The sequence below is a fragment of the Bradyrhizobium genomosp. III genome (assembly GCF_000261705.1).
Taxonomy (GTDB): domain Bacteria; phylum Pseudomonadota; class Alphaproteobacteria; order Rhizobiales; family Xanthobacteraceae; genus Bradyrhizobium; species Bradyrhizobium ottawaense.
Map to the genome: position 1 here is coordinate 1 of NZ_AJQF01000040.1, position 24,802 is coordinate 24,802.

22 protein-coding genes and 1 pseudogene are annotated in these 24,802 nt (G+C 64.1%); 14 read left to right on the forward strand and 9 right to left on the reverse strand.

Translation table 11 applies throughout. From position 1 onward, the window contains the following. Positions 1-507: 507 nt before the first annotated feature. Both IC66_RS0103305 and IC66_RS0103310 read left to right on the forward strand, forming a co-directional pair. Complete coding sequence (locus tag IC66_RS0103305) at positions 508-1,185, forward strand: glutathione S-transferase family protein (RefSeq protein WP_038946649.1); 678 nt, start codon at positions 508-510, stop codon at positions 1,183-1,185. 10 nt (positions 1,186-1,195) lie between these two features. Continuing rightward, the gene (locus tag IC66_RS0103310) at positions 1,196-1,519 is read left to right on the forward strand and encodes a DMT family transporter (RefSeq protein ID WP_028144825.1); all 324 of its coding nucleotides are present in this window, start codon (positions 1,196-1,198) and stop codon (positions 1,517-1,519) included. Here the strand turns inward: IC66_RS0103310 and IC66_RS0103315 are convergent. Beyond that, positions 1,516-2,163, reverse strand: coding sequence for an alpha/beta hydrolase (locus IC66_RS0103315; protein ID WP_014495555.1), 648 nt, complete (start codon positions 2,161-2,163; stop codon positions 1,516-1,518). The genes IC66_RS0103310 and IC66_RS0103315 overlap by 4 nt on opposite strands. Positions 2,164-2,513: 350 nt before the next feature. On the opposite strand from IC66_RS0103315, the gene IC66_RS0103320 reads away from it, so the two are divergent. The 8 genes and pseudogenes from IC66_RS0103320 to IC66_RS0103355 form a co-directional block, all read left to right on the forward strand. Further along, complete coding sequence (locus tag IC66_RS0103320) at positions 2,514-3,653, forward strand: cysteine desulfurase family protein (RefSeq protein WP_038946650.1); 1,140 nt, start codon at positions 2,514-2,516, stop codon at positions 3,651-3,653. A gap of 125 nt (positions 3,654-3,778) precedes the next feature. Then, positions 3,779-5,275 carry a Fe-S cluster assembly protein SufB gene (gene sufB, locus IC66_RS0103325; RefSeq protein WP_028144823.1) on the forward strand — a complete coding sequence of 499 codons (1,497 nt, stop codon included), beginning with the start codon at positions 3,779-3,781 and terminating at the stop codon, positions 5,273-5,275. 61 nt (positions 5,276-5,336) lie between these two features. After that, positions 5,337-6,089, forward strand: coding sequence for a Fe-S cluster assembly ATPase SufC (gene sufC, locus IC66_RS0103330; protein ID WP_038946651.1), 753 nt, complete (start codon positions 5,337-5,339; stop codon positions 6,087-6,089). A gap of 11 nt (positions 6,090-6,100) precedes the next feature. After that, positions 6,101-7,405 carry a Fe-S cluster assembly protein SufD gene (gene sufD, locus IC66_RS0103335; RefSeq protein WP_038946652.1) on the forward strand — a complete coding sequence of 435 codons (1,305 nt, stop codon included), beginning with the start codon at positions 6,101-6,103 and terminating at the stop codon, positions 7,403-7,405. Beyond that, positions 7,402-8,649, forward strand: a complete 1,248-nt coding sequence (locus tag IC66_RS0103340; protein ID WP_038946653.1) for a cysteine desulfurase — start codon at positions 7,402-7,404, stop codon at positions 8,647-8,649. Before sufD ends, IC66_RS0103340 begins: the two co-directional genes overlap by 4 nt. Beyond that, positions 8,646-9,017: an SUF system Fe-S cluster assembly protein gene (locus IC66_RS0103345; protein WP_038946655.1), complete on the forward strand. Its 372-nt coding sequence runs from the start codon at positions 8,646-8,648 to the stop codon at positions 9,015-9,017. The genes IC66_RS0103340 and IC66_RS0103345 overlap by 4 nt, the downstream gene beginning before the upstream one ends. A gap of 49 nt (positions 9,018-9,066) precedes the next feature. Then, complete coding sequence (locus IC66_RS0103350) at positions 9,067-9,465, forward strand: HesB/IscA family protein (protein WP_018323036.1); 399 nt, start codon at positions 9,067-9,069, stop codon at positions 9,463-9,465. Positions 9,466-9,624: 159 nt separating this feature from the next. Further along, positions 9,625-10,054 (forward strand): annotated as a pseudogene (locus IC66_RS0103355) (TfoX/Sxy family protein); the annotation flags it as partial. 69 nt (positions 10,055-10,123) lie between these two features. Here the strand turns inward: IC66_RS0103355 and fabA are convergent. From fabA to IC66_RS0103375, 4 genes are all read right to left on the reverse strand, one after another. After that, entirely contained in the window at positions 10,124-10,654 is a 531-nt protein-coding gene (gene fabA, locus IC66_RS0103360) for a bifunctional 3-hydroxydecanoyl-ACP dehydratase/trans-2-decenoyl-ACP isomerase (protein ID WP_038946657.1), read from the reverse strand. Between the two features lie 97 nt (positions 10,655-10,751). After that, positions 10,752-11,819 (reverse strand): GGDEF domain-containing protein, encoded by a 1,068-nt coding sequence (locus tag IC66_RS0103365; protein ID WP_028144818.1) that lies wholly within the window; start codon positions 11,817-11,819, stop codon positions 10,752-10,754. 165 nt (positions 11,820-11,984) lie between these two features. After that, positions 11,985-13,517 carry a DEAD/DEAH box helicase gene (locus IC66_RS0103370; RefSeq protein ID WP_038946660.1) on the reverse strand — a complete coding sequence of 511 codons (1,533 nt, stop codon included), beginning with the start codon at positions 13,515-13,517 and terminating at the stop codon, positions 11,985-11,987. A 299-nt stretch (positions 13,518-13,816) separates the two neighbouring features. Beyond that, complete coding sequence (locus IC66_RS0103375) at positions 13,817-14,779, reverse strand: helix-turn-helix domain-containing protein (protein ID WP_028144816.1); 963 nt, start codon at positions 14,777-14,779, stop codon at positions 13,817-13,819. A gap of 199 nt (positions 14,780-14,978) precedes the next feature. Here IC66_RS0103375 and IC66_RS0103380 point away from each other — a divergent pair, with 199 nt between their 5' ends. From IC66_RS0103380 to IC66_RS0103405, 4 genes are all read left to right on the forward strand, one after another. Beyond that, a complete protein-coding gene (locus tag IC66_RS0103380; RefSeq protein WP_038946661.1) occupies positions 14,979-16,493 on the forward strand; it encodes a caspase family protein in 1,515 nt (504 codons plus the stop codon). 80 nt (positions 16,494-16,573) lie between these two features. Beyond that, a complete protein-coding gene (locus IC66_RS0103385) occupies positions 16,574-16,783 on the forward strand; it encodes a hypothetical protein (RefSeq protein WP_028144814.1) in 210 nt (69 codons plus the stop codon). Positions 16,784-17,745: 962 nt separating this feature from the next. Then, positions 17,746-18,987, forward strand: coding sequence for an FAD-dependent oxidoreductase (locus tag IC66_RS0103400; RefSeq protein WP_038946663.1), 1,242 nt, complete (start codon positions 17,746-17,748; stop codon positions 18,985-18,987). 179 nt (positions 18,988-19,166) lie between these two features. After that, positions 19,167-19,931, forward strand: a complete 765-nt coding sequence (locus IC66_RS0103405) for an outer membrane protein (protein WP_028144812.1) — start codon at positions 19,167-19,169, stop codon at positions 19,929-19,931. Positions 19,932-20,043: 112 nt separating this feature from the next. Here IC66_RS0103405 and IC66_RS0103410 read toward each other — a convergent pair whose 3' ends face one another. The 4 genes from IC66_RS0103410 to parE all read right to left on the reverse strand — a co-directional run bounded on the left by IC66_RS0103410 (position 20,044) and on the right by parE (position 24,597). Continuing rightward, positions 20,044-20,814, reverse strand: coding sequence for an SDR family NAD(P)-dependent oxidoreductase (locus tag IC66_RS0103410; RefSeq protein ID WP_028144811.1), 771 nt, complete (start codon positions 20,812-20,814; stop codon positions 20,044-20,046). A gap of 21 nt (positions 20,815-20,835) precedes the next feature. After that, the gene (locus tag IC66_RS0103415) at positions 20,836-21,021 is read right to left on the reverse strand and encodes a hypothetical protein (RefSeq protein ID WP_038946664.1); all 186 of its coding nucleotides are present in this window, start codon (positions 21,019-21,021) and stop codon (positions 20,836-20,838) included. A gap of 320 nt (positions 21,022-21,341) precedes the next feature. Further along, positions 21,342-22,124 (reverse strand): outer membrane protein, encoded by a 783-nt coding sequence (locus IC66_RS0103420; protein WP_018323049.1) that lies wholly within the window; start codon positions 22,122-22,124, stop codon positions 21,342-21,344. Between the two features lie 427 nt (positions 22,125-22,551). Further along, on the reverse strand, positions 22,552-24,597 hold the full coding sequence (gene parE / locus IC66_RS0103425; RefSeq protein ID WP_028144809.1) for a DNA topoisomerase IV subunit B: 2,046 nt from the start codon (positions 24,595-24,597) through the stop codon (positions 22,552-22,554). Positions 24,598-24,802: the final 205 nt, after the last annotated feature.

Here is a 24,802-nt window from a genome sequence, read left to right on the forward strand (position 1 = left end):
ACGTGCCCGGCCGGGCCGCCGCATCACCGCAAGCCTTGACGCCAGAACCCCGGGCGTCGGGACCACACGACTTCTCCGTCCGCGGACGGCTTGGCCTCAACATCCGGGGCTTGCGTGTGCCCGCCCCAGAGCATCGACCAAACCGCTGTGACCGCGCCGTGTCGTATGCGCGTTGTGCCGGGACTCACGGTCGCCCGCCCTGTCCTCACGCACATCGCGCCGGCGCTACCGCGTCCACCGCCACCCGGCCCGCATCTCGTGACGATCGCGAAGCGCCCCTCTGGCAGGGCCGGGATGGCACGTGTATGCCATAAATCCGAAATTCGGGAAAGTGGAATATTTTTGCGGGCGGGGATTGACGGGTTTTGGGTGTTTTGCCCGACGCGTGCCGATGCCGATGACGGGCAGGGTGAGCGGCCGGCCCTTAATTAATGCAATTGCATTGATCTTGACAGTTACATGCAAATGCATATATGTTGGCTGCATCGAAACGCCGGGATATTGGCCATGACCGCGTCACTGAAACTCATCAGTCACAAGCTTTGCCCCTACGTGCAGCGCGCCGTGATCGCGTTGAAGGAAAAGGGCGTGCCGTTCGAGCGGATCGACATCGATCTCGCCAACAAGCCCGACTGGTTTCTAAAGCTCTCGCCGCTCGGCAAGGTGCCGGTGCTGGTGGTGACGACCGATAGCGGCGAGGTCGCGCTGTTCGAGAGCAACGTGATCTGTGAATACATCGAGGAGACACAGGGCGGCGCGAAGCTGCATCCGGCGGATGCGCTGAAGCGTGCCGAGCATCGCGCCTGGATGGAGTTCGGCTCGGCGATCCTCGGCGATCTCTGGGGACTGGAGACGACGACGGATCCGGCGACCTTCGAAACCAAGCGCCAGGCGCTCGCCGCGAAATTCGCGCGTGTCGAAGGGGCGCTCGGCGCGGGACCTTATTTCGCTGGCGATGCGTTCAGCCTGGCCGATGCGGTGTTCGCGCCGATCTTTCGCTATTTCGATCTGTTCGACGAGCTGACCGAGCACGGCATCTTCACCGATCTTCCGAAGATGCGGGCGTGGCGCGCGCAGCTTGCGAAGCGTCCGAGCGTACGAACCGCGGTCGGCGCGGACTATTCTCAATTGCTGCGCGCCTTCCTGGTGCGGCACGACGCGCATCTGCTCAAGCTCGCCGCCTGAGACGATGCCGATGTCGCAATCCCTGGCCTGGCTGATGCTGGTGATCGCCGGCGCGCTCGACGTCGGCTGGGCGATCTCGATGAAATATGCGGAGGGCTACACGCGCTTAGGCTGGAGCGTCGTTTCGGTGGTGCTGCTCGCGGCCTTCGTTGTCCTGCTCGGGCGGGCCTTGAAGGTGCTCGAGGTCGGCGTCGCCTATTCGGTGTGGACCGGCATTGGGGCTGCCGGCACTTTCGTGATGGGCGTCGTGTTGTTCGGCGAGACGTTGAGCGCGATGAAGCTTGCGGGCATCGCGCTCGTCTTGATGGGGATCGCCGCGCTAAAGCTCGCTTAGCGCACGTTGGCGAGGCGCATGTCCAGATAGGCCGTGATGGTCTCCATCAGCGGCTCGAGCTTGGCGTCGAAGAAATGGTTGGCGCCGGGGATGACCTGCTGGTCGATCACGATGCCCTTCTGCGTCTTCAGCTTCTCGACCAGGGTGTTGACGTCCTTCGGCGGCACCACCGCGTCCTTCTCGCCATGCACGATCAGGCCCGAGGACGGGCAGGGCGCAAGGAACGAGAAGTCGTAGAGATTGGCCGGCGGCGCGATCGAGATGAAGCCCTCGACCTCGGGGCGGCGCATCAGGAGCTGCATGCCGATCCAGGCGCCGAAGGAGAAGCCGGCGACCCAGCAGGCGCGCGCTTCGGGATTGATGGTCTGCGCCCAGTCGAGGGCTGCGGCGGCATCCGACAATTCGCCGGTACCATGGTCGAACGAGCCCTGGCTGCGGCCGACGCCGCGGAAATTGAAGCGCAGCACCGAGAAGCCGCGATGCGCGAACGCATAGTAGCACTGGTACACGATCTGATGATTCATCGTGCCGTGAAACTGCGGATGCGGATGCAGGATCATCGCGATCGGCGCGTTCTTCTGCTTGGCCGGGTGATAGCGGCCTTCGAGACGGCCGGCAGGGCCAGTGAAAATAACTTCAGGCATCGATGATCTCTTGATTGATGTGCTGGAGAGACGATCCTCGGCAATCAACCGATTGTGGCCTCATCGGCAGGTACCGACGGAAGCGCGAATGAAGGGTGAGAAGGCGCGCCTTGCGGTGATGCGCTGAAGGCGTGCGGTGACTTGACGGTGCGGGTTCTAACATAGGCTGAGGGTCAAAAAGCAAGCATCTTGAACATCACTCAATGGGCTCAAGATGTTAGCGTGTCATGGTCGCGTCATCAGCTGCCGCGGGCATGGAATCGCCCGTTGCCAAGCGCGTGTCGGGGCGCCATGTCGGGCTGGATGGGCCCAACGGGTTAGGTTTCCCAGACAAGGTAAGATAATACTACATGCGGAACCGCGTTTATCTCGACTGGAATGCGACCACGCCGCTGCGTGCGGAAGCGCGACGCGCAATGCTCGCCGCCTGGGATCTGGTCGGCAACCCGTCATCGGTCCATGCCGAGGGGCGGGAGGCGCGACGGCTGATCGAAGAGGCCCGCGCCACGCTGGCGGTGGCGGTAGGGGCGCTGCCGCGGAACGTCGTCTTCACCTCCGCTGGCACGGAAGCCAACGCGCTGGCGCTGTCGCCTGGCCTGCGGCGGTCATCCGGCGGCCCGGTCGAGCGGCTGCTGGTCTCGGCCGTGGAGCACGCTTCGGTGCTGGCCGGTGGCCGGTTCGCGGCGGACAAGATCGGCCTGATCCCGGTGACGCGTTCCGGTGTGGTTGACCTCGACCATCTCAGGAGCCTGCTCCGCGACGGCGCTCCGGCACTGGTTTCCGTCATGGCGGCGAACAACGAAACCGGCGCGCTCCAGCCGGTCGCGGAGGTCGCCCGGATCGTCCATGAGGCCGGCGGTTTCCTGCACGTCGATGCAATCCAGGCGCTTGGCAAAATCCCATTCGAGATCAACGCTATGGGCGCGGATCTTGCGACTTTTTCCGCACATAAGGTCGGCGGCCCCAAGGGCGTCGGCGCCCTGGTCGTGGCGGAGGGACTGACGGGATTGGAGCCGTTGTTGCGGGGAGGCGGCCAGGAGTTGAACCGGCGCGCCGGAACCGAGAATGTTGCGGGGATTGCCGGCTTTGGCGCAGCGGTGAAAGCCGCGCTTCAGACTCTTTCGGAAGATGCGGAGCAGGTGGCAACCCTCAGAAATCGCTTGGAAAATGGCATCCGGGGAATCGCCGGCGCAACGATCTTCTCGGATGAGGTCAAGAGGTTGCCTAATACCGTCCTTTTCACCGCGCCCGGCCTCAAGGCTGAGACCGCCGTGATCGGCTTTGACCTCGAAGGCATCGCAGTCTCCTCGGGTTCGGCCTGTTCCTCGGGCAAGGTCCAGCCGTCCCATGTGCTGTCCGCCATGGGATACGATCCCGCCGTGGCCCAGGGAGCGGTGCGTCTCAGTCTGGGCTGGTCCACGGAACCGGATGACATCAATAGGGCGTTAGAGGCTTGGCGAAAGCTCGGTAATACCCTACTTAAGAGCTAAGCGATGAAACACGGCTTGAACGGTTCTAAGCTCGTGCTTTCCGCCAAAAAACATCGTAATAGACACCGTAATAATCGTTCGAGTTTGATCCACCGCGGTCCTTGAAACCGCGAGCGGAGGATGGAATGCCAGCCGTACAAGAGACGGTCGAGCGCGTGAAGCGCATCGACGTCGACCAGTATCGTTATGGGTTTGAGACCCTGATCGACTCCGAGAAGGCCCCCAAGGGGCTGTCGGAAGAGATCGTAAAATTCATCTCGCAAAAGAAGAACGAACCCGCCTGGATGCTCCAGTGGCGGCTTGAGGCCTATCGGCGCTGGCTGACCATGACCGAGCCGACCTGGGCGCGCGTCGATTATCCCAAGATCGATTTCCAGGACCTCTACTACTACGCGGCACCGAAGCCGAAGAAGACGGTCACCTCACTGGACGAGATCGATCCGGAGATCCTGAAGACCTACGAGAAGCTCGGCATCCCCTTGCGGGAAGTTGCCATGCTCGAGGGCGTGGAACCCAAGCCCGGCGAGGAAGATCCCGCCCGCCGCAAGATCGCGGTCGATGCTGTCTTCGATTCGGTCTCGGTTGCGACCACGTTCAAGGCGGAGCTGAAGAAGGCCGGCGTGATCTTCATGCCGATCTCGGAGGCGATCCGCGAGCATCCCGAGCTGGTGCAGAAATATCTGGGCTCGGTGGTTCCGACCTCGGACAATTTCTACGCGACGCTGAACTCGGCGGTGTTCTCTGACGGCTCGTTCGTCTACGTGCCGCCGGGTGTGCGTTGCCCGATGGAGCTGTCGACCTATTTCCGCATCAACGAGCGCAACACCGGCCAGTTCGAGCGCACGCTGATCATCGCCGACAAGGGCTCCTACGTCTCCTATCTCGAAGGCTGCACCGCGCCGCAGCGCGACGAGAATCAGCTGCACGCCGCCGTGGTCGAGCTCGTCGCGCATGACGATGCCGAGATCAAATATTCGACGGTGCAGAACTGGTACCCCGGCAATTCGGAAGGCAAGGGCGGCATCTACAATTTCGTCACCAAGCGTGGTGACTGCCGCGGCGACCGTTCGAAGATCTCTTGGACCCAGGTCGAAACGGGTTCGGCGATCACCTGGAAGTATCCGAGTTGCATTCTCCGCGGCGACAATTCGAGCGGCGAGTTCTACTCGATCGCGATCTCGAACGGCTTCCAGCAGGTCGATTCGGGCACCAAGATGATCCATCTCGGCAAGAACACGTCGAGCCGCATCATCTCCAAGGGCATCGCCGCCGGAAAGTCGCAGAACACCTATCGCGGCCTCGTCACCGCGCACCGGAAAGCGACCGGCGCGCGCAACTTCACCGCCTGTGACTCCTTGTTGATCGGCGATAAATGCGGCGCGCACACCGTGCCGTACATCGAGGCCAAGAACTCCTCGGCGACGTTCGAGCACGAAGCGACGACCTCGAAAATCTCCGAGGACGTGCTGTTCTACTGCATCCAGCGCGGCCTTTCGCAGGAGGAGGCGGTCGGCCTCGTCGTCAACGGCTTCGTCAAGGACGTGCTGCAGCAGCTGCCGATGGAATTCGCGGTGGAAGCGCAGAAGCTGATCTCGATCTCGCTTGAAGGGTCGGTCGGTTAATACCGACCCTCGCGGTGCGCTTAAGCGCTCCATGCATCATTTGAATAGACTGGACACCAAAATGGCTTTGCTTGAAGTGAAAGACCTCAAGGTTCGTGTCGAGGAGCGTGAGATCCTCCACGGGCTGACGCTGACCGTGAACGAGGGCGAGGTGCACGCGATCATGGGGCCGAACGGTTCCGGCAAATCGACGCTCTCCCACGTGATCGCCGGCAAGCCCGGTTACGAGGTCACCGACGGCCAGATCCTGTTCAGGGGCGAGGATCTCCTGGAGATGTCGCCTGACGAGCGCGCCGCCAAGGGCGTGTTCCTGGCGTTCCAGTATCCGGTCGAGATCCCCGGCGTCGCCACCATGAACTTCCTGCGCACCGCGCTGAACGCCCAGCGCAAGGCACGCGGCGAGAGCGAATATTCGACGCCGGACTTCCTGAAGAAGGTTCGTGAGGTCTCGAAGTCGCTGAACATCCCGCAGGACATGCTCAAGCGCGGCGTCAATGTCGGCTTCTCCGGCGGCGAGAAGAAGCGCAACGAGGTGCTGCAGATGGCGCTGTTCGAGCCGAGCCTGTGCATCCTCGACGAGATGGATTCCGGCCTCGACATCGACGCGCTGCGCATTGCTGCCGACGGCGTCAACGCGCTGCGTTCGCCGGGGCGCGCGATGGTCGTCATCACCCATTATCAGCGGCTGCTGAACTACATCGTGCCCGACGTCGTGCACGTGATGTCGAAGGGCCGTGTCGTGAAGAGCGGCGGCAAGGAATTGGCGCTGGAGCTGGAAGCCTCCGGATATGCCCAGTTCGAGGACGCCGCGTAAGGAATTTTGCGATGAACGTTGCTGTGGCAAAGACCGGAAAGGGCCGCGCGGTGAGCGATCTCTTCACCAGCGCCGAGGGCCGGCTGCCGGGTTCGACCGCGGTCACCGCCGTGCGACGCGAGGCGTTCGAGACCTATGAGCGTCTCGGCCTTCCGCACCGCCGGATCGAGGAATGGAAATACACCGACCTGCGCGCGCTGGTCGGCGAGGTGCTGCCGCTTGCGGCCGCGCCCGACGCGGCCGCGCTGAAGCGCGCCGCGGACGCTGTGAAGGTGCATGCGATCGCGGGCGCCCGCAAGCTGGTGCTGGTCGACGGCGTGTTCGCGGCCGATCTCTCCGACGTGAAGGCGCTGGCAGCCGAGGCGGGCTTCAGCACGTTGCGGGAAACGCTGGAGAAGGATGCCGGTCTGCTGAAGACCGCGTCCACCGATGCCGTGATCGCGCTGAACGCGGCGATGGCGACCGATGGCGTGGTGCTGTCGATTGCCGACGGCGCGCAGCTGTCCGCGCCGGTCCAGATCATCCACATTGCGACGGCCGCGTCGGCGTCGGCCTTCACCCGTTCGCAGGTCGCGGTCGGGAAGGGCGTGCGCGCCACCATCATCGAGAGTTTTGTCGCGGCTGGCGCCAAGACTTACCAGGTCCATGACGCTGTGTTGGTGACGGTCGGCGACGATTCCGACGTGGCCCATATCCGCCTGATGGATGATGCGCCTGACGCGCTGAATGTCTCGTCGCACTTCGTCACCGTCGGCGCCAACGTGAAGCTCAACTTCTTCAACATGACGACCGGCGCCGCGGTCAGCCGCCTCCAGGGCTTCATCACGCTGGCGGGCGAGGGCAGCGAGCTCTCGGCCAACGGCGTCAACCTGTTGCAGAAGACCGAGCACGGCGACACCACGCTGGTGGTCGACCACGCCGTGCCGAACTGCGTCAGCCGCGAAGTTTTCCGCGCCGTGATCGACGATCGCGCCCATTCGGTGTTCCAGGGCCGCATCATCGTCCGTCCCGATGCGCAGAAGACCGACGGCAAGATGATGACGCGCGCGCTGCTGCTCTCGGATGAGGCCGAGGCCGACAACAAGCCCGAGCTCGAGATTTTTGCCGACGACGTCTCCTGCGGCCACGGCGCCACCGCCGGCGCGCTCGACGACAGCCTGTTGTTCTATCTGAAGGCCCGCGGCCTGCCGGAGAAGCAGGCCCAGGCGCTGCTGATCCAGGCTTTCGTGGGCGAGGCGATCGAGCAGATCGCCGATGACGGTTTGCGCGAGCACGTGATCGGCATCGCCGAGCGCTGGCTGGAGCGGCGGTCATGAGCACGCATCCCGCAGTCAGGAACGGTGCCTATGACGTCGCGCGCGTGCGCCAGGATTTTCCGGCGCTCGCCATGCAGGTCTACGGCAAGAAGCTGGTCTATCTGGACAACGCCGCCTCTGCGCAGAAGCCGAGCGCCGTGCTCGATCGCATGACGCAGGCCTACACTAGCGAATACGCCAACGTGCATCGCGGCCTGCATTACCTCGCCAATGCCGCGACCGAAGCCTATGAGGGCGGTCGCACCAAGGTGGCGCAGTTCATTAACGCGCCCCGTACGGAAGAAGTGATCTTCACCCGCAACGCGACCGAAGCGATCAATCTGGTTGCCTCGTCCTGGGGCGGGCCGAACATCGGGGAAGGCGACGAGATCGTCATCTCGATCATGGAGCACCACTCCAACATCGTGCCGTGGCACTTCCTGAGGGAGCGCCAGGGTGCCGTGATCAAATGGGCGCCCGTGGACGACGAGGGCAATTTCCTCATCGACGAGTTCGAGAAGCTGCTGACGGCCAAGACCAAGCTGGTCGCGATCACGCAGATGTCGAACGCGCTCGGCACCATCGTGCCGGTCAAGGAGGTCGTCAGAATCGCCCACGCGCGCGGCATTCCCGTGCTGGTCGATGGCAGCCAGGGCGCGGTGCATCTGCCCGTCGACGTCCAGGACATCGGCTGCGATTTCTACGTCTTCACCGGCCACAAGGTTTACGGGCCGACCGGCATCGGTATCCTCTGGGCCAAGTACGACCACCTCGTCGCGATGCGCCCCTTCAACGGCGGCGGCGAGATGATCCGCGAGGTCTCGCGCGATGTCGTGACCTATGGCGACCCCCCGCACAAATTCGAGGCGGGCACGCCCGCGATCGTCGAGGCCGTCGGCCTTGGCGCTGCCATCGACTACGTCAATTCGATCGGCAAGGAGCGCATCGCCGCGCACGAGCACGATCTCACCACCTATGCCCAGGATCGGCTCCGCGAGATCAATTCGCTGCGGCTGATCGGCACGGCACGGGGCAAGGGCCCGGTGATCTCCTTCGAGCTGAAGGGCGCGCATGCCCACGATGTCGCCACCGTGATCGACCGCCAGGGCATCGCGGTGCGCGCCGGCACCCATTGCGTGATGCCGCTTTTAGAGCGGTTCAACGTAACAGCCACCTGCCGAGCCTCGTTCGGCATGTATAATACGCGGGAAGAAGTCGATCATCTGGCACAGGCGCTTTTGAAGGCGCGGGATTTGTTCGCATGAGTGACACGGCCGAAATCAAAGCTAGTCCGATGGAGACCCATTCGGCGCTGCCGCCGGAGGAGACCGAGCGGCTGACCACGGAGATCATCGCCGGGCTGAAGACCGTGTTCGACCCGGAAATCCCGGCCGACATCTTCGAGCTCGGCCTGATCTACAAGGTCGAAATCAAGGACGATCGCTCCGTCGACGTCCAGATGACGCTGACGACGCCGAACTGCCCGGCCGCCGGCGAGCTGCCGACCATGGTCGAGAACGCGGTTGCCAGCGTCCCCGGCGTCGGCGTGGTCGACGTCAAGGTCGTTTGGGAGCCGCCGTGGTCGCCCGAGCGCATGAGCGACGAGGCGCGCCTCGTGCTCAACATGTGGTGACGCTTAATCTCAGCATTGAATTTGCTCCGCAACGGACCAGATAGATAAGATGACCCAGGCGACACCAGCATCCACTCCGAAGCCGCGGCGGCCGCGCCCGCAGGTGATGCGGCTGACGGACGCTGCTGCCCAGCGCATCACCGAGCTGACCCAGCGCGCCGATTCGGAGATCGTCGGCCTGCGCGTCGGCGTGAAGAACGGCGGCTGCGCCGGCCAGTCCTACACGGTCGAATACGCCCACGACGTCCGCCCGACCGACGAGGTCGTCGAGGACAAGGGCGTCAAGATCCTGGTCGATCCCAAGGCCGTGCTGTTCCTGCTCGGCACCGAGATGGACTACAAGGCCGACAAGATGCAGGCCCAGTTCGTCTTCAACAATCCGAACCAGATTTCCGCCTGCGGCTGCGGCGAGTCGGTTGAGTTGCGGCCGGCCAAGATCGACGGATAACGCCTTCCCAAGACTCTCGTGTCCCGGACGTGCCGCAGCGCTCCTCGCGCTGCTGCGCAGAGCCGGGACCCACGCTATAGTCACCAGCGCAAAAGACTGGGCCCCGGCTCAGCAGCGCATCGTTACACGCTGCGCTGCGTCCGGGGCACGAGGGGGCCCATGGACCGCGAATTCCTGACCGACCTGTTTGCCGATTTCGGGCCCGTCACCATCCGGAAAATGTTCTCCGGCTACGGCATCTCCGCCGACGGCATCAACTTCGCGCTGTCACTGCGTGCCGGCCTGTTCTTGCGCGCCGACGAGGTGACGATCCCGGACTTTGAAGCCGAAGGCTCAAAGCCGTTTCAGTACTCGACCCGCGCCAGGACCGTGGTGGTCAACTCCTATTGGGAGCTGCCGGCGCGCCTGTTCGACGATTCCGCCGAGCTCGCCCAATGGGCGAGGGCGGCACTCGCCGCCGCCCAGCGCGCCAAGGTGAAGACGCGGCCGAAGAAAAAGGCGGCGGCAAAAAAAGCCGCGCCGAAGAAGCGGTTGGCCAAGAAGGCAGCCAAAAGGAAGGTGCGGTAGGGTGGGCAAAGCGGAGCGTGCCCACGATCAGGATGTCATCGCGAGAGATCGTGGGCACGGCGCTACGCGCCTTTGCCCACCCTATGGGATCTCAGTCTGTAGCCTTAGTCAGACCAACTCGCATATCCTTCGCCACAAAGATCGATATGCCATCTGCCAGCACGCGGCCATCGGCAATTCCGAGCACCAGCTTGCCGCGGCGGACCATCCGCATGGCGACTTCGTAGCGCACGCGTCGCGTCTCCGGCGTGATGGTGCCCGTGCACTCGACTTCGCCGACGCCGATGGCGCGGCCCTTGCCCGGTGACCCCGACCAGCCGAGCCAGTAGCCGACCATCTGCCACATCGCATCCAGGCCCAGGCTCCCCGGCATCATCGCATCACCTCGATAGTGACAATCGAAGAACCAGTGGTCCGACACGATATCGAGCTCGCCGACGATATGGCCCTTGCCGAATTCGCCGCCGTCCAGGCTGATTTCCGTGATGCGGTCCATCATCAGCATCGGCGGGGCCGGCAGTTGCGCATTGCCCGGCCCGAAATAGCCGCCGTCGCTCGATTTCAGCAGTTCGTCCCTGGTGTAGGACGGTTGCGGCGTGTGAAAATCATGGGGATTAGGCACGACGACAAGTCCTCAACGCTCGCGGTCTGGCGGCGCAGAAGATGGCGGTCGTCAGGTTGGAATGTCAAGCACAGCCGTTCGGCATGCCGCGATCGCGTCACGCCACCCGGCTGTGGGTCTCGACCGCGTATTCCGGATCGGCTTCGCAGATCACGCGGTTGCGGCCGTTACGCTTGGCGGCATAGAGGCAGGCATCCGCACGCTCGATCAGCGCGTCGGTGTCGTCGCCCTGCTTGAGCATGGAGACTCCGACGGAGATGGTGACGCGGCCGAGGATCTCGCCGGTGGACTTCTTCTTCAATTCCTTCGCCATCACTGCGCGGCGGATGTGGTCGGCCACCGTGAGGGCCTGACGCAGTGCGGTGTTGGGGAGCACGACCGCGAATTCCTCGCCGCCATAACGCGCGGTGATGTCCTGGCCCTTGATGGTCTGCTTCAGCGACAGGCCGACGAGCCGCAGCACCTGATCGCCGGTGAGATGGCCGTAGGAATCGTTGAACGACTTGAAATGATCGATGTCGAACAGCAGCAGCGACAGCGGCTCGCCCGAGGCGAGGGCGCTCTGCACCGCCATGTCGATCATGCGGTCGAAATATTTGCGGTTGCCAAGGCCCGTGAGCGGATCGGTCAGGCTCTCGGCGCGGATCGCCTCCAGGCTCTGCTGGAGATTGCTGATCTCGTTCTTCGACAGCGTCAGCCGGTCTTCCAGCGTCTTGTTGGTTTCGCGCATCTCGCTGGTCGAACGGAGCAGCGTCTCGACGATCGCCTTGATCTGCTCACGGTTCTTGGCCGACGCCAGTTTCTCTGTGGCCCCCGACAGGCTGGCATCGTAGGAGCCGGTCATGCCGAGTGCATCGCTCAAGACCTTCATCACGTCGTCGATCTCGCCGATGACGCGCGCGCCGACCTTGTCGATGCGGTCGGTGGTCTTGATGTGGGAGAGATAGGTCTCGTAGATCTGCTCGAGATCGGCTTCAGTCAGCTTGCCGCTGCGCGCCAGCGTCTCATTGACGATCTTGTTGAGCGGCGCGTTGTAGCCGGTGGCGTAGACGTACCAAATCTCATAGTTGCGGGGAATTGCCGTCTGCCGCAGCGATCGGATCTGCCCGAGCGCTACCTCGGCGAACGCCATCGTGCGTTCGTGTTCGTCGAGAACCTTGACCACGGAACATACCCCACAGCGGTCGGTGCGCCGTCGACCGCAGCAATGCTTAAATTATGTTCGTAGGCTAACGGACGATCGTGAACACCCCGTAAATATACGTTCACGAATGCATCTAAAAAATTGTGCGGCGGCTTTGCTCAACCGAAACCTGGTGCGCCTCGCGCCTCAGGCTCCGGCGGGGGAGCGGACCGGCCGCAGCAGAAACGCCGGCAGATGCGAGTGATCGCCCGGCTCACTGTCGGCTTCGCGCTGGCGGCGAGGCTCGGGACGGCCGATCGACGGCACGTGCGAATTATTGGCCTGCTGGCGCGCGTCGTGACGCGGCTCCGCCCTGCGCTTGTCGTCGGAACGATGCCTTGCTTCGGCGGGCTGTCTTGCCTCCGAAGAACTCTTTGCTTCAGAAGAATGTTTGGCCTCGGAAGCATGTCTTGCCTCGCCACGGGGCTCGCGCGGCTCGTGGCTGCGCTCACGGTCGCGGCCGCGCTGCGGCTTGCCGCGTCCGCCGCGTGAACGTTCGCGGCCACGCGACTCGCGCGGACGCTCGGTCCCATCGGAGGCTTCGGCGTGGATTTCAAAGTCGCCTTCGGCGCGCGGAATGCTCTGGCCGATCAGCTTCTCGATTGCCACCATCGACTTCTGGTCGAGCGGCGTCACGATCGAGATCGCGGTGCCGGTGCGACCGGCGCGGCCGGTGCGGCCGACGCGGTGGACGTAGTCATCGGGATGGTGGGGAACGTCGAAATTGAAGACGTGGCTGACCTCGGGAATGTCGAGGCCGCGGGCGGCGACATCCGAGGCGACGAGGAGCGGTAGCTCTCCCTTGCGGAACTGTTCGAGCGCCGCCATGCGGGCCGGCTGGTCCATGTCGCCGTGCAGTGCGCCGACGCTGAAACCATGCTTCTGGAGCGATTTGTGAACGATGGCGACTTCGCGCTTGCGATTGCAGAAGATGATCGCGTTCTTGAGATCCTTGGCTTCGCGCAGCAGGCGGCGAAGCAGCTCGCGCTTCTCGTGCGCCTCGCGCCCGGCTGGCACCTGGGATTGCGTGACGGTCACGGCAGTGGTGGCAGGCTTGGACACTTCGACCTTCTGCGGATTGTGCAGGAAGGCTTCGGTGATGCGCCGGATTTCCGGCGGCATGGTCGCGGTAAAGAACAGGGTCTGTCGCGTGAACGGGACGAGCTTGCAGACGCGTTCGATGTCGGGGATGAAGCCCATGTCCAGCATGCGATCGGCCTCGTCGATGACGAGCAGCTCGACCCCCGTGAGGAGCAGACCGCCGCGCTCGGTGTGGTCGAGCAGACGGCCGGGGGTGGCGATCAGCACGTCGACGCCGCGCGTCAGCTTGGCATCCTGGTCGCCGAAGGAAACGCCGCCGATCAGAAGCGCGACGTTGAGTTTCTGGCCGGCGCCGTAGCGGTCGAAGTTTTCCTTGACCTGGGCCGCGAGCTCGCGGGTCGGCTCGAGGATCAGCGTGCGCGGCATGCGCGCCCGGGCCCGGCCCTTCTCGAGGATGGTGAGCATCGGCAGCACGAAGGCCGCGGTCTTGCCGGTGCCGGTCTGGGCGATGCCGAGCACGTCCTTGCGTGCGAGGACGTGGGGGATCGCCTGTTCCTGAATGGGGGTGGGGGTGGTGTAACCGGTGGCCGCCACTGCGGCGAGGACTTTTTCGGACAGTCCGAGATCTGAAAAGGACATTGAGCCTCTGGTCGAAACCGCCGTTCGGAATCGAGGGTAATAAGGCTGTCGCGTTCCACCCCGAAACGGCGCGCTCTCAAAGAAGCTGGGGGTGCTGACTCACGCGAACAAAGCGCCAGGCTCAGGAATCGGTCTTCGATCTGAGCCGCGTCGCCCCGGAACATAGGCGGGAATCGGCCAAAGTCAATGGAGCGGGCGCGGGAAGGTCCTAAAAAACCTGAGGTTTTTACCAAATAGCGGGTGCGACTGGGGTTTTTCCGCCCAACCCCGCGCTCCGGCCTGAGCCGCCAAAACGGCGGCTAACGCCTATCCGAGCCCTGCGCCCGGAAGTCACCCGGGGCCATGCCATAAGCGGCATTGAAGACCCGGTAGTAGGTTGCCAGGCTCTCGAAGCCGCAGGAGGTCGCGATGTCGGCGATCAGCCGCTCGGGTGCCTCACGCATCAGGCGGCGGCTCTGTTTCAGGCGTTCGTCCGTCACGGTCTGTGAGAAGCTCTTCGCCGCGGTCTCGAACAGCATGTGCAGGTGGCGCACGGACACGCCGAGCTCGTCGGCCACCATCGTCGGTGCCAGATCCGGGTTTTGCAGGTGGCCCGCGATCAGGCGCCGGGCCCGCGAGAGGCGGGCGGTCCGCAGCGCGGCCTGTCCGCGCCGGCTGCCGGGCCTGACGATGCCGCGCTCGATCAGCGCCAGATGGGCCAAAGCCTGGACGAGAGAGGTCGCATCGCTGTCGCCCTGATCCGTTGAGGCTTCGCCGAGCTCGGCAAAGCAGGCCCCGAGCAGGGGCGCCAGGGTGGGGTCGCCGAACGTCCGGGGCGCAAGCTCGCGCATGCGCTTGTCCTGCGCCGGGATGGTGCTGACCGGAATCTTCAGGATCCGCAGGTGAAAGCCCCCGGCGCCGAGCGGCGCCGTGCGGTAGGGCAGGTCGGTATGGCTGGTGGCGAAACTGCCGGGGGCGATCGCGAAGTCGTTGCCGCGCATGCCGCCGAACCAGCCGCCGCTCCCGAGCTGCTGGTAGACGCAGATGCTGTCGCCGGGTGCGTAGGCGATGTCGGAGGTGCTGCGCTCGACCGCATATTGCGAGGCCTTCAGCTCGACGAGGCCGGCGCCGCCAAGCTGGCGCAGCGAGAACTCGCCGAAGAAGTCCGCGCGCCGTTCGCGCGCGAGTTCGGCAGTGACACCGAACAATCCCTTGGAGCGCACCTCGCGCCAATAGTCGAAGCGATCGTGCGGCTCGACCTCGTCGGTACACCAGCGATACACGGCAGCCCTCGCTTGCAGCGCAATTGCCCTAGAAAGAGCAGATTCCACGGGAATCTGCCATAGCCAGATCATGGAACCGCGGCCCAGGTTCCTTGAACCACGGTAACGTCTGGGCCGACTATCACACAGCGGCAGGGGGTCCAATGAACTGCTGTTCGAGGGAAGCGGCTTGGCGCCGTTCTGCAACGGGAATCTTGCGATGACGCGTCGGCTTTTCAGAATTCTGGCGGCCCTTGGCCTGGCGGCGGGCCTGAGCGGCTTCGCAGCTCCCGCCCATGCCGAGAAGCGTGTCGCGCTCGTCGTCGGCAACAACGACTACAGGAACGTCCCGAAGCTGCTCAAGGCGGTCAACGACGCCCGCACCATGGGCGACACGCTGAAGCAGCTCGGCTTCTCGGTGATGATCGCCGAGAACCAGAGCCGGCAGCAATTCTCCGAGACCCTGCTCGCCTTCGACAAGGCGATCGAGCCAGGTGACACGGCGTTCTTCTTCTACGCCGGCCACGGCTTCGAGATCGCAGGCCAGAACTACTTGCTGCCGACGGACGTGCCGGCGGCGACCGAAGGGCAGGAAGAGCTGGTGCGTGACGCCTCGATCCTGGCCGACCGCATCGTCGAGCGCCTCCAGAACAAGAAGGCGCGGACCTCGATCCTGGTGTTCGACGCTTGCCGCAACAACCCGTTCGAGCGCAAGGGTACCCGCGCGGTGGCCGGTGGCGGCGGGCTTGCTCCGATGGTGCAGCTGCCCGAAGGTGTGTTCTCGGTGTTTTCGGCTGGTCCCCGCCAGACCGCGCTCGATCGCCTCTCCAACGACGACGCCAATCCCAATTCGGTGTTCACGCGCACTTTCGCCAAGGAGCTGCTTCAGCCCGGCGAGAACCTCGTGCAGGTGGCGCAGCGCACCCGCCGTGCCGTCAGCGAGATGGCCGATACCGTCAAGCACAGGCAGGTGCCGGTCTATTTCGACCAGATGGTCGACGACGTCTTCCTCAGCGGCATGGCGAAGGATGCCGTCGCGCGGCCGGCTGATCCGCCACCGCAGAAGCTCGCGGCGCTACCGCCGGTGTCGGTGCCGCAACTGCCGAAGGAGGAGACCCTCAACGCGCCGATCGCGAGCTTCTCGCGGCACAATGGCGGCTGGAGCGTGGTGTTCTCGTTCGCCGACCCGACGCTCGGCATTTCCTGGCGCATGGCCGGCAAGGGCGATTTCCGCGAGACCGGATTCATCGACACGCTCGATCCGCGCACGCGCAAGCGGATGCCGAACCCGTCGATCGAATTGCCGCCGGATGCTGCGGCCGGCACCATCGAGGTCCGCTATGTCGATCAGTCCGGCGACATGCAGGGGCCGTTCCCGATCCGGTTCGATCCCGAGGCCGCGCTGATCCGCGACCAGCGCAAGATCCTCGACATGACATCGACGAGCTGGCTGTCGTTCCGCGAGTTCAACGGGCTGCTGGTCTACTACACGCACCTCGTGTCCTATCGCTGCGCCATCCGCGAGGTGCGCATCGGCATCGACACTGCCGTGCCCAACCAGGTGCTGAAGATGCCTGCTTGCGACATGCGCGACCCCAGTGCGATCACTGCGGGCATGCCGCTCTACATGAAGCTCGCACCGAGCACACAATCCGTCTCCGTAGAGCTGACCTATCGCGACGGCAGCGTCTCGGAGATCAAGAGTTTCCGCAGCGCGAACCGCAGCAATAATTGAGGGCGTGTCGATCGGGCGGGCGTGGCGGGATGGACTAACTTAAATCGGACAAGTCAACGGTGGAAATGTTAGAGCCGGGGATGACAAAATTCATCCTCGTCGCGCTCCTCACGACGCTTCCGGTTCTGGCGCAAACTACTCCCATCCCCACGCCGCCACTGACCGACCGGGAACGCGTCCAGGCGGACCGTGCGAAGGCCGCCGAGGATGAAAAGGGAGCTCCGATGACGCGTCCCTGGGACCGCGACGCCGACGGCAAGCGCCCATGGGAACGGAAGTCGAAGCCTTGAGGTAGCGGGCGCCTGTTCCCCGCAGGCGAAGGAACAACTCCTTGGTCACCTGGATTGTCCACCAAACCAGGGAGACGATCCATGATCCGCAAGTCCATCCTCGTAGCTTTCGCATGCGCTGCACTTTCGACGTCCGCTTTTGCCCAGGGAGGCGGGGGAGGCGGCGGTGGTGCGGGCAGCGGTGGTGCGGGCGGCGCCAGCGCGGGTGCCGCTGCCGGTACGGGGACCGGCGGCGCCGGCGCGGGATCCGCGGCCAGCTCGGGTGCTGGAGTAGGCACGTCATCCAGCAGCGCCAATTCAGGGCCGTCGGCTCCTTCAGGAATGGGGACGCATAGCACCACCACCGGGGCCAACGTCAACACCAACAGAGGTCAGAACAATCCGAACGTTCAGTCGCCGACTGCGAACGGCACGTCGCCGACAGCGGCGCAAGCCGAGCGGAACGCTGGTGTTGGTCACGCGCCGAACGGATTGCCGATCGGCACTCCGGGCTCCGGGACCAGCAATGAAGATCAGAAATAATCTGGCTCTGCTGCATGAAAGGCCCGCGCAGCGCGGGCCTTTCTCGTTGCCTCGCAAGTGGCGACCGGCTGCTCTGACGAGAAAGGCTGAGCCGCGCGCGGCCGTCGCCGCAGGCAAAGCTAGACCTTCGGCTCGCTCTCTTCCGCATTGCCGCTTCGCCGCGTGCGCAGATAGACGAGCGCGATGTTGATGGCCAGCCAGGCTGCCACGCCTGCAAGCAACCATGCCACGTTGAACGTTCCCGCTGATGCCGTTTGGGTCGTATTCCCCACAACAACGGGGCCCGCGGTTTATTCGGGGGCCGCGAGGGCCGGGGTGATCCGAAGCTGCCAGCCGTCCTAGCCGAGACCCGTCCAGATTGAGGCTGCGATCGACCTGAACCGGCGTTACAATCGTCCGGCATATCTTGATCGATACTCGCATCGTGGATAGCGGCTGCAATGACCTCCGACCAACAACCGAACCGGACGAAAAGAGTCCGTTGCTGCATCGTCGGCGGCGGGCCGGCCGGCATGATGCTCGGCTATCTTCTGGGGCGGGCCGGCATCGAGGTCGTGGTGCTGGAGAAGCATGCGGATTTCTTCCGCGATTTCCGCGGCGACACCGTACATCCCTCGACGCTCGAGGTCATGGACGAACTCGGCCTGATCGACGGCTTCCTGAAGCTGCCGCATCAACGCCTGCAGAAGATGGACGGCCTGTTCGGCGGTACGCCGGTGCGCATCGCCGATCTCCGCCGGCTCCACACCAAATACCCCTTCATCGCCTTCATGCCGCAATGGGATTTTTTGAATTTCCTGCGCGAGGCCGGCCGGCGCTTTGCCTCACTCGAGGTGATGATGAGCACGGAGGCGGTCGATCTGATCCGCCGCGGCGAGAAGATCGCGGGGGTGCGGGCGAAAACGCCTGACGGCGTCGTCGACATCGAAGCCGATCTCACCATCGCCTGCGACGGCCGGCATTCGACGGTGCGCGAGCGCGCCGGCCTTGGCGTCGAGGAGATCGGCGCGCCGATGGACGTGCTGTGGATCCGCGCCGGCCGCAAGGCCGACGAGACGGAAAGCGTGTTCGCGCGCGTCGAGCCCGGCAAGATGATGATCACGTTCGATCGCGGCGACTATTGGCAGTGCGCCTATGTCATCGCCAAGGGACAGCACGAAGCGGTGAAGGCGAGGGGACTGCAGGCACTGCTCGACGACGTCGTGCGCATGGCCCCGATCCTCAGGTCGGGCATCGCCGACGTGAAGAGCTTTGACGACGTCAAGCTGCTGACCGTCGCGATCAACCGCCTGACGCGCTGGACGCGGCCGGGTCTGCTTTGCATCGGCGATGCCGCGCATGCGATGTCTCCGGTCGGCGGCGTCGGCGTCAATCTCGCCGTGCAGGACGCAGTCGCGACCGCCAATCTGCTGGCGGACAAGATGCAGCACGGCTGCCCGTCCGAAAACGATCTCGATGCCGTGCGCCGTCGCCGCGAGTTCCCGGTGAAGATGACCCAGCGCATGCAGGTGATCGTGCAGAACAAGATCATCAGCGGTGCCTTGCAGGAGCGCGATCGGCCGCTCAAAGTGCCGCTGATCGTGCGCCTCATCACCGCGCTGCCGTGGCTGCAGGGCATTCCGGCGCGCCTGCTTGCGCTCGGCGTGCGGCCCGAGCACGTACATTCGAGAGCGGCATCGTAGCGCGGAATTCGGTAGGGATAATGTCGCGTTAAATCGCGCGTGCGGCGTTGCGGGCGAGCAACAGCGCCGACGGATCTGCGGACCAGCGCGTGCCCATGCGCCGCGTTAACTCTGTTGATTCGAATTTTAGTAACACCCGTCTGTGACCGTGCGTCCATCAAAGGACACGGGGTTGTACCATGCGTAACAAATTGATTGCCGCCTTCGCCTGCACGACCGCTCTGGTTTCGGCGGGCGCGGCCTCCGCCGCCGATCTCGGTGCGCGCTACACCAAGGCGCCCGCCTATGCGGAGCCGCTGTTCAACTGGACCGGCTTCTATGTCGGCGGTCACATCGGCGGTGCATGGACCAACCAGCAGTTCATCAACAACGGGACCGGTGCGCCGTTCGGCGATCTCGTCCCGGGCGAGGGCTATCGTCAGCGCAGCGCAGGAATCATGGGCGGCGCCCAGATCGGCTACAACTGGCAAGCCAACAACTACGTGTTCGGCATGGAAGGCACGATCTCCGGCCTCGACAACAAGGGCTCGTTCACGAACACCGCGTTCGGTGCGGGCGACGACGTGTTCTCCTGGCGCACCAACGTGCTCGCGACCGTGGTCGGCCGCGCCGGCTTCGCCGTGCAGAACAACCTCTTCTACGTCAAGGGCGGCTATGCCGGCGCGAACAACCGTCTGTCGGTCAGCGACACCGTCGGTGTGTCGGGCTCGGGCGGACAGACCCACTGGGCCAACGGCTGGACCGTCGGCGCCGGCTGGGAATATGGCGTCACCCGCAACTGGATCGTCGGCCTCGAATACAATTACGCTGCCTTCGGCAGCCAGACCTATCAGCTCGGCGGCACGTCGGGGAATTACACCTTCGATGCCAAGCCGCGCGACATCCAGTGGGCCGTCGTGCGCGCGAGCTACAAGTTCGACGCACCTGTCATTGCCCGTTACTGAGCACGTCGACGACGCAACGCGACCAACGATCAAAAAAGCACTGCCTAAATTAAAGCCCCGGATTTGTCCGGGGCTTCTTTTTTGCGTTGTTGAATGGCCGACAGGCCCGGCCTCAGGCCATCACCGAGAAACCGCCATCGACGGGGATCGCGGTGCCCGTGACGAAGTTCGACGCGGACGATGCCAGGAACACGGCGATGCCGGCGAAATCGTCGATGTCGCCCCAGCGCCCCGCAGGCGTGCGCGCCAGCACCCGCTCGTGCAATCCTGACACCTGCTGCCGCGCGCCGCGGGTGAGGTCGGTGTCGATCCAGCCCGGCAGGATCGCATTGACCTGGATGTTGTCGGGCGCCCAGGCATTGGCGCAGGCACGCGTGTACTGCACGATGCCGCCCTTGCTCGCCGCATAGGCGGTGGCGAAGCTCGCACCGAAGATCGACATCATCGAGCCGATGTTGATCACCTTGCCGTTGCCTGACGCCTTCAAGGCCGGATAAGCAAGCTTCGAGCACAGGAAGGCGCTGGTGAGGTTGGTGTCGATCACCTTGTTCCACTCGTCGAGCTCGAGCTCGTGCGGCGGCTTGCGGATGCTCATTCCGGCATTGTTGACGAGGATGTCGATGCGGCCGAGATCCTTCACCACGCGCGCGATCATGGCTTCGATGGCGGCCCTATCGGTGACATCGGTCGCAATCGCGATCGCCTTGACGCCGCGCTGCCTGAGATCTTCGACGGCTGCTTTGGACTTGGCCTCGTTGCGTCCGACCACGGCGATGTCGGCGCCGGCATCGGCAAGGCCGCGCGCCATGCCGAGCCCGATGCCGCCATTGCCTCCTGTTACGACCGCGACCTTGCCGCGGAGCTCGAACCGGCTGGATGTCATGCTTGTATTCCCTGGTTTCTTTTATTGGTTGCTCTGCCAGATCAGCACCAGCCCGAAGCCGGCCACGGCGGCGCCATAGCCGGCCCAATGCAGCTGGTTGACCATGAAGCTCGATCGCGGCCAGGGCACCGTACCCGTGCCCTGTCCGATCCAGAGCAGCCCGACGGCGAGGGCAAACAGGCCTGCTACAAGCAGAAATCTGCGCATGCATTCCTCCCCGTCGGTCCGCTTCCGTCGCGACCCGCGGCATCAATCGCCACGGTCAGGAGAGCTTGGGCCCACAGTAGCCGTAGCTTTGGTCCGGATACAATGGCGCCGCCGGCAGAAGCCAACGCGGCGAAGCCCAGCGCATGTCGCGATGCGGGGGGGCAGGCGGTCACCAACGTTATGTGAGTGATCGAAGCTCAGCTCGCCGCTGCGTACGACGCTGAAGTCGAGCTTGGTCGCCGACTGACCATAACGAAAAAGCCCCGGCGATGCCGGGGCTTTGACGTCTGAACTTGCGTTCGGATCAGTACTTGGTCGGATCAGTACTTGGCGACGACCGGACCGGTCCAGTTGAAGCGGTAGACCAGCGAGGTCGAGATCGTCTGGTTCCAGCTGTTGGCGCGGATGTCGCGGCCGACCAGCGCGTTGGTACCGTCGAAGAGCTCGTTCGAGGTCTTGGCGTTGTAAAAGGCCGAACGATACTCGGTCTTCATGAACCAGCCGGGCGAAGAGACGCCGAAGATGTTCAGGCTGTTCTCGACACCGCCGCCGACGAACCAGCCGTTGCGGTTGTAGCTGTTGAGGTGGATGCCGGCGGGAGTGCCGCCCAGCGTCGTGAAGTTGGTCTGGCCGAAGTGGGCGCCCGAGTAACCACCGTTGACGTAGGAGAGAACGTTCGGGGCGACCAGCCAGCCGAGGCGCACGCCCGCGGCCCAGGAGGTTTCCAGCTTCTGGTTACCGGTGATGCCGACGATCGGATCCTGGATGGTGGCGCGGATGCTGCCGAACTGGCCGTCAGCGAACACACCGGCGACCCAGGTGCCGCTGAACTGCCAGTCGTAACCGGCGCCGACGGTGCCGAACCAACCGGAGCCGCCCTGACGCTGGTCGATCGTCAGCGGAACCGCACCAACGGTGGTCTGGACGTGCTGGTCGGCATTGGAGAGGCCGCCGCCGCCGCCGCCGAACACGTAGAAGCCGGTCCAGTTGGCGACGGGCGCCGGCATCGGGGCCTTCACGTAGGGACGGGCACCGAGATCGGCCGCCGAGGCCGAACCGGTCATCGCGGCAACCGCGGTCAGAGCGAGCAAAACCTTCTTCATGTTAAAATCCCCAACCTTGGTCTGTGTAGCAGCGCGAGCGCACTGAAGTTCGTGTCATCTGATGCTCGGACTATAGACGTTTCCTGCCGGAATGCTGTTGCCGGGCAGGCACAGTTGCCGGAAAACGCCGATACGCGGGTATTTCCGCCGCGGCTGTCAAGATCTGTAATAGTTACATAAATTCAAAGCCTTACCGAGATTTTTGGAATTCAACCTTGGGTAAGGTTTCGTTAGCAAATCCGGCCTTGTCCGAAATGGAGGCAGTCGTGCCTCCGCCTGAGCGCCGTGAGTCGTTGGCCGAGTCGCAACGACGATTCCAGGAATCGCTCAAGGCCATACGGACCGCAGCGACGTCATCGCCCCCGCAAAGCAAAAGAGCCCCGGCTCTTCGCCGGGGCTCTTGACGGAGCGCTACAGGGCCGAGGGCTCAAACGTCCAGCAGCTCTTCGCTGGCGAACTCGGCCTTGTCCGAGATGAAGGCGAAGCGCGCCTCGGCCTTGGTGCCCATCAGCCGTTCCACCGAATCCGCCGTGGTGTCGCGATCGTCGGCGAGCAGCACCACCTTGAGCAGCGTGCGCTTCCTCGGATCCATGGTGGTCTCCTTGAGCTGCGCCGGCATCATCTCGCCGAGGCCTTTGAAGCGGTTCACCTCGACCTTGGCGTTGGCGTTGAACGCGCTTTTGATCAACTCTTCCTTGTGCTTGTCGTCGCGCGCGTAAACCGACTTGGTGCCGTGCGTGAGCTTGTAGAGCGGCGGCACGGCCAGGAAGAGGTGACCCTCGTCGATCAGCCGCGGCATCTGCCGGTAGAAGAATGTGATCAGCAGCGAAGCGATGTGCGCGCCGTCGACGTCGGCGTCGGTCATGATGATGATGCGCTGATAGCGCAGATCCTCTTCTCGGTATTGCAGGAGCTGGCCGCAGCCGATCGCCTGCACGAGGTCGGAGAGCTGGGCATTGGCCGTCAGCTTGTCCTTGCCGGCGGAGGCGACGTTGAGGATCTTGCCGCGCAGCGGCAGCACGGCCTGAGTCTTGCGGTCACGCGCCTGCTTGGCGCTGCCGCCGGCCGAGTCGCCTTCGACGATGAAGAGCTCGGAGCCTTCGGTGCCGGCATCGGTGCAGTCGGCGAGCTTGCCGGGCAGCCGCAGCTTCTTGCCGGCGGTCTTGCGCGCCGTCTCCTTTTCCTGGCGGCGGCGCAGCCGCTCCTCGGCGCGGTCGATCACGAAATCGAGCAGCCTGTTGGCCATGTTCGGATTGCCCGACAGCCAGTGATCGAACGGATCCTTCATCGCCTGTTCGACGATGCGCTGCGCTTCCGCGGTGGCGAGACGATCCTTGGTCTGGCCCTGGAATTCGGGCTCGCGCACGAACACGGAAAGCATGACGGCGGCACCGACCATCACGTCTTCCGACGTAATGGACGAGGCGCGCTTGCCCTGACCGACGCGCTCGGCGTGATCCTTCAGGCCGCGCAGCAGCGCGCTGCGCAGGCCGGATTCGTGCGTGCCGCCATCGGGTGTCGGGACGGTGTTGGTGTAGGAAGAGAGGAAGCCGTCGGCATCCGCGGTCCAGGCCACCGCCCATTCGCAGGCGCCATGCGCGCCGTTGCGGCCCGACTTGCCGGAGAAGATATCCGGGTGGACCAGCGTGTCGGCGTGAATTGCTGCCGCCAGATAATCCTTGAGGCCGCCGGGGAAGTGGAATGTCGCTTCGGCCGGTACGTCCTCGACGCCTTTGAGCAGTTCGGGCGCGCAATTCCAGCGGATCTCGACGCCGCCGAACAGATACGCCTTCGAGCGCGTCATCTTGAACAGGCGCTGCGGCTTGAACGCAGCCTTGGCGCCGAAGATGTCGGTATCGGGCTTGAAGCGGACGCGCGTGCCGCGGCGGTTGTTGATCTTGCCGAGATCCTCGAGCTTGCCCTTGGGGTGTCCGCGCTCGAAGGTCATGCGGTAGAGCTTCTGGCTGCGCGCGACCTCGACCTCGAGCAGCGAGGAGAGGGCGTTCACCACGGAAATGCCGACGCCGTGCAAGCCGCCGGAGGTCTCATAGACCTTGCTGTCGAACTTGCCGCCCGAATGCAGCGTGCACATGATGACTTCGAGCGCCGATTTCTTCGGAAATTTTGGATGCGGGTCGATCGGGATGCCGCGGCCGTTGTCGGTGACGGTCAGGAAGCCGTCCGCGGAGAGTTCGACGCCGATGAAGGTCGCATGTCCCGCCAGCGCCTCGTCCATCGAGTTGTCGATGACCTCGGCGAACAGATGATGCAGCGCCTTCTCATCGGTGCCGCCGATATACATGCCGGGTCGGCGCCGCACCGGTTCCAGGCCTTCGAGCACCTCGATGTCGGCTGCGGTGTAGTCGGCTTCGCCGCCGGTTCCGCGCGAAGCCGCCTTCGCAGGCGTGCGCGGCTTTGGCTCATCGCCGCCGAAAAAATCGTCTTTTGCTTTGGGTTTCAACTGTTTGGACATATATCTTGATACGCTTTGAGGGCCGCATAAGCGGCGAATCGGTTAGGCCGACTATGCCACTTCTGACTTGGAAAGGTTACCGCGGGGCGGGCCGGGCGGTTTGGTTGGGAGCCAATCCCGGCGATTTTACGCCGCAGGCCCTGCAATTCCCGGCAATTTGACCGGACCGTCGGCGCCGAGCGAGTTTTGTGACTTGATGTCACAC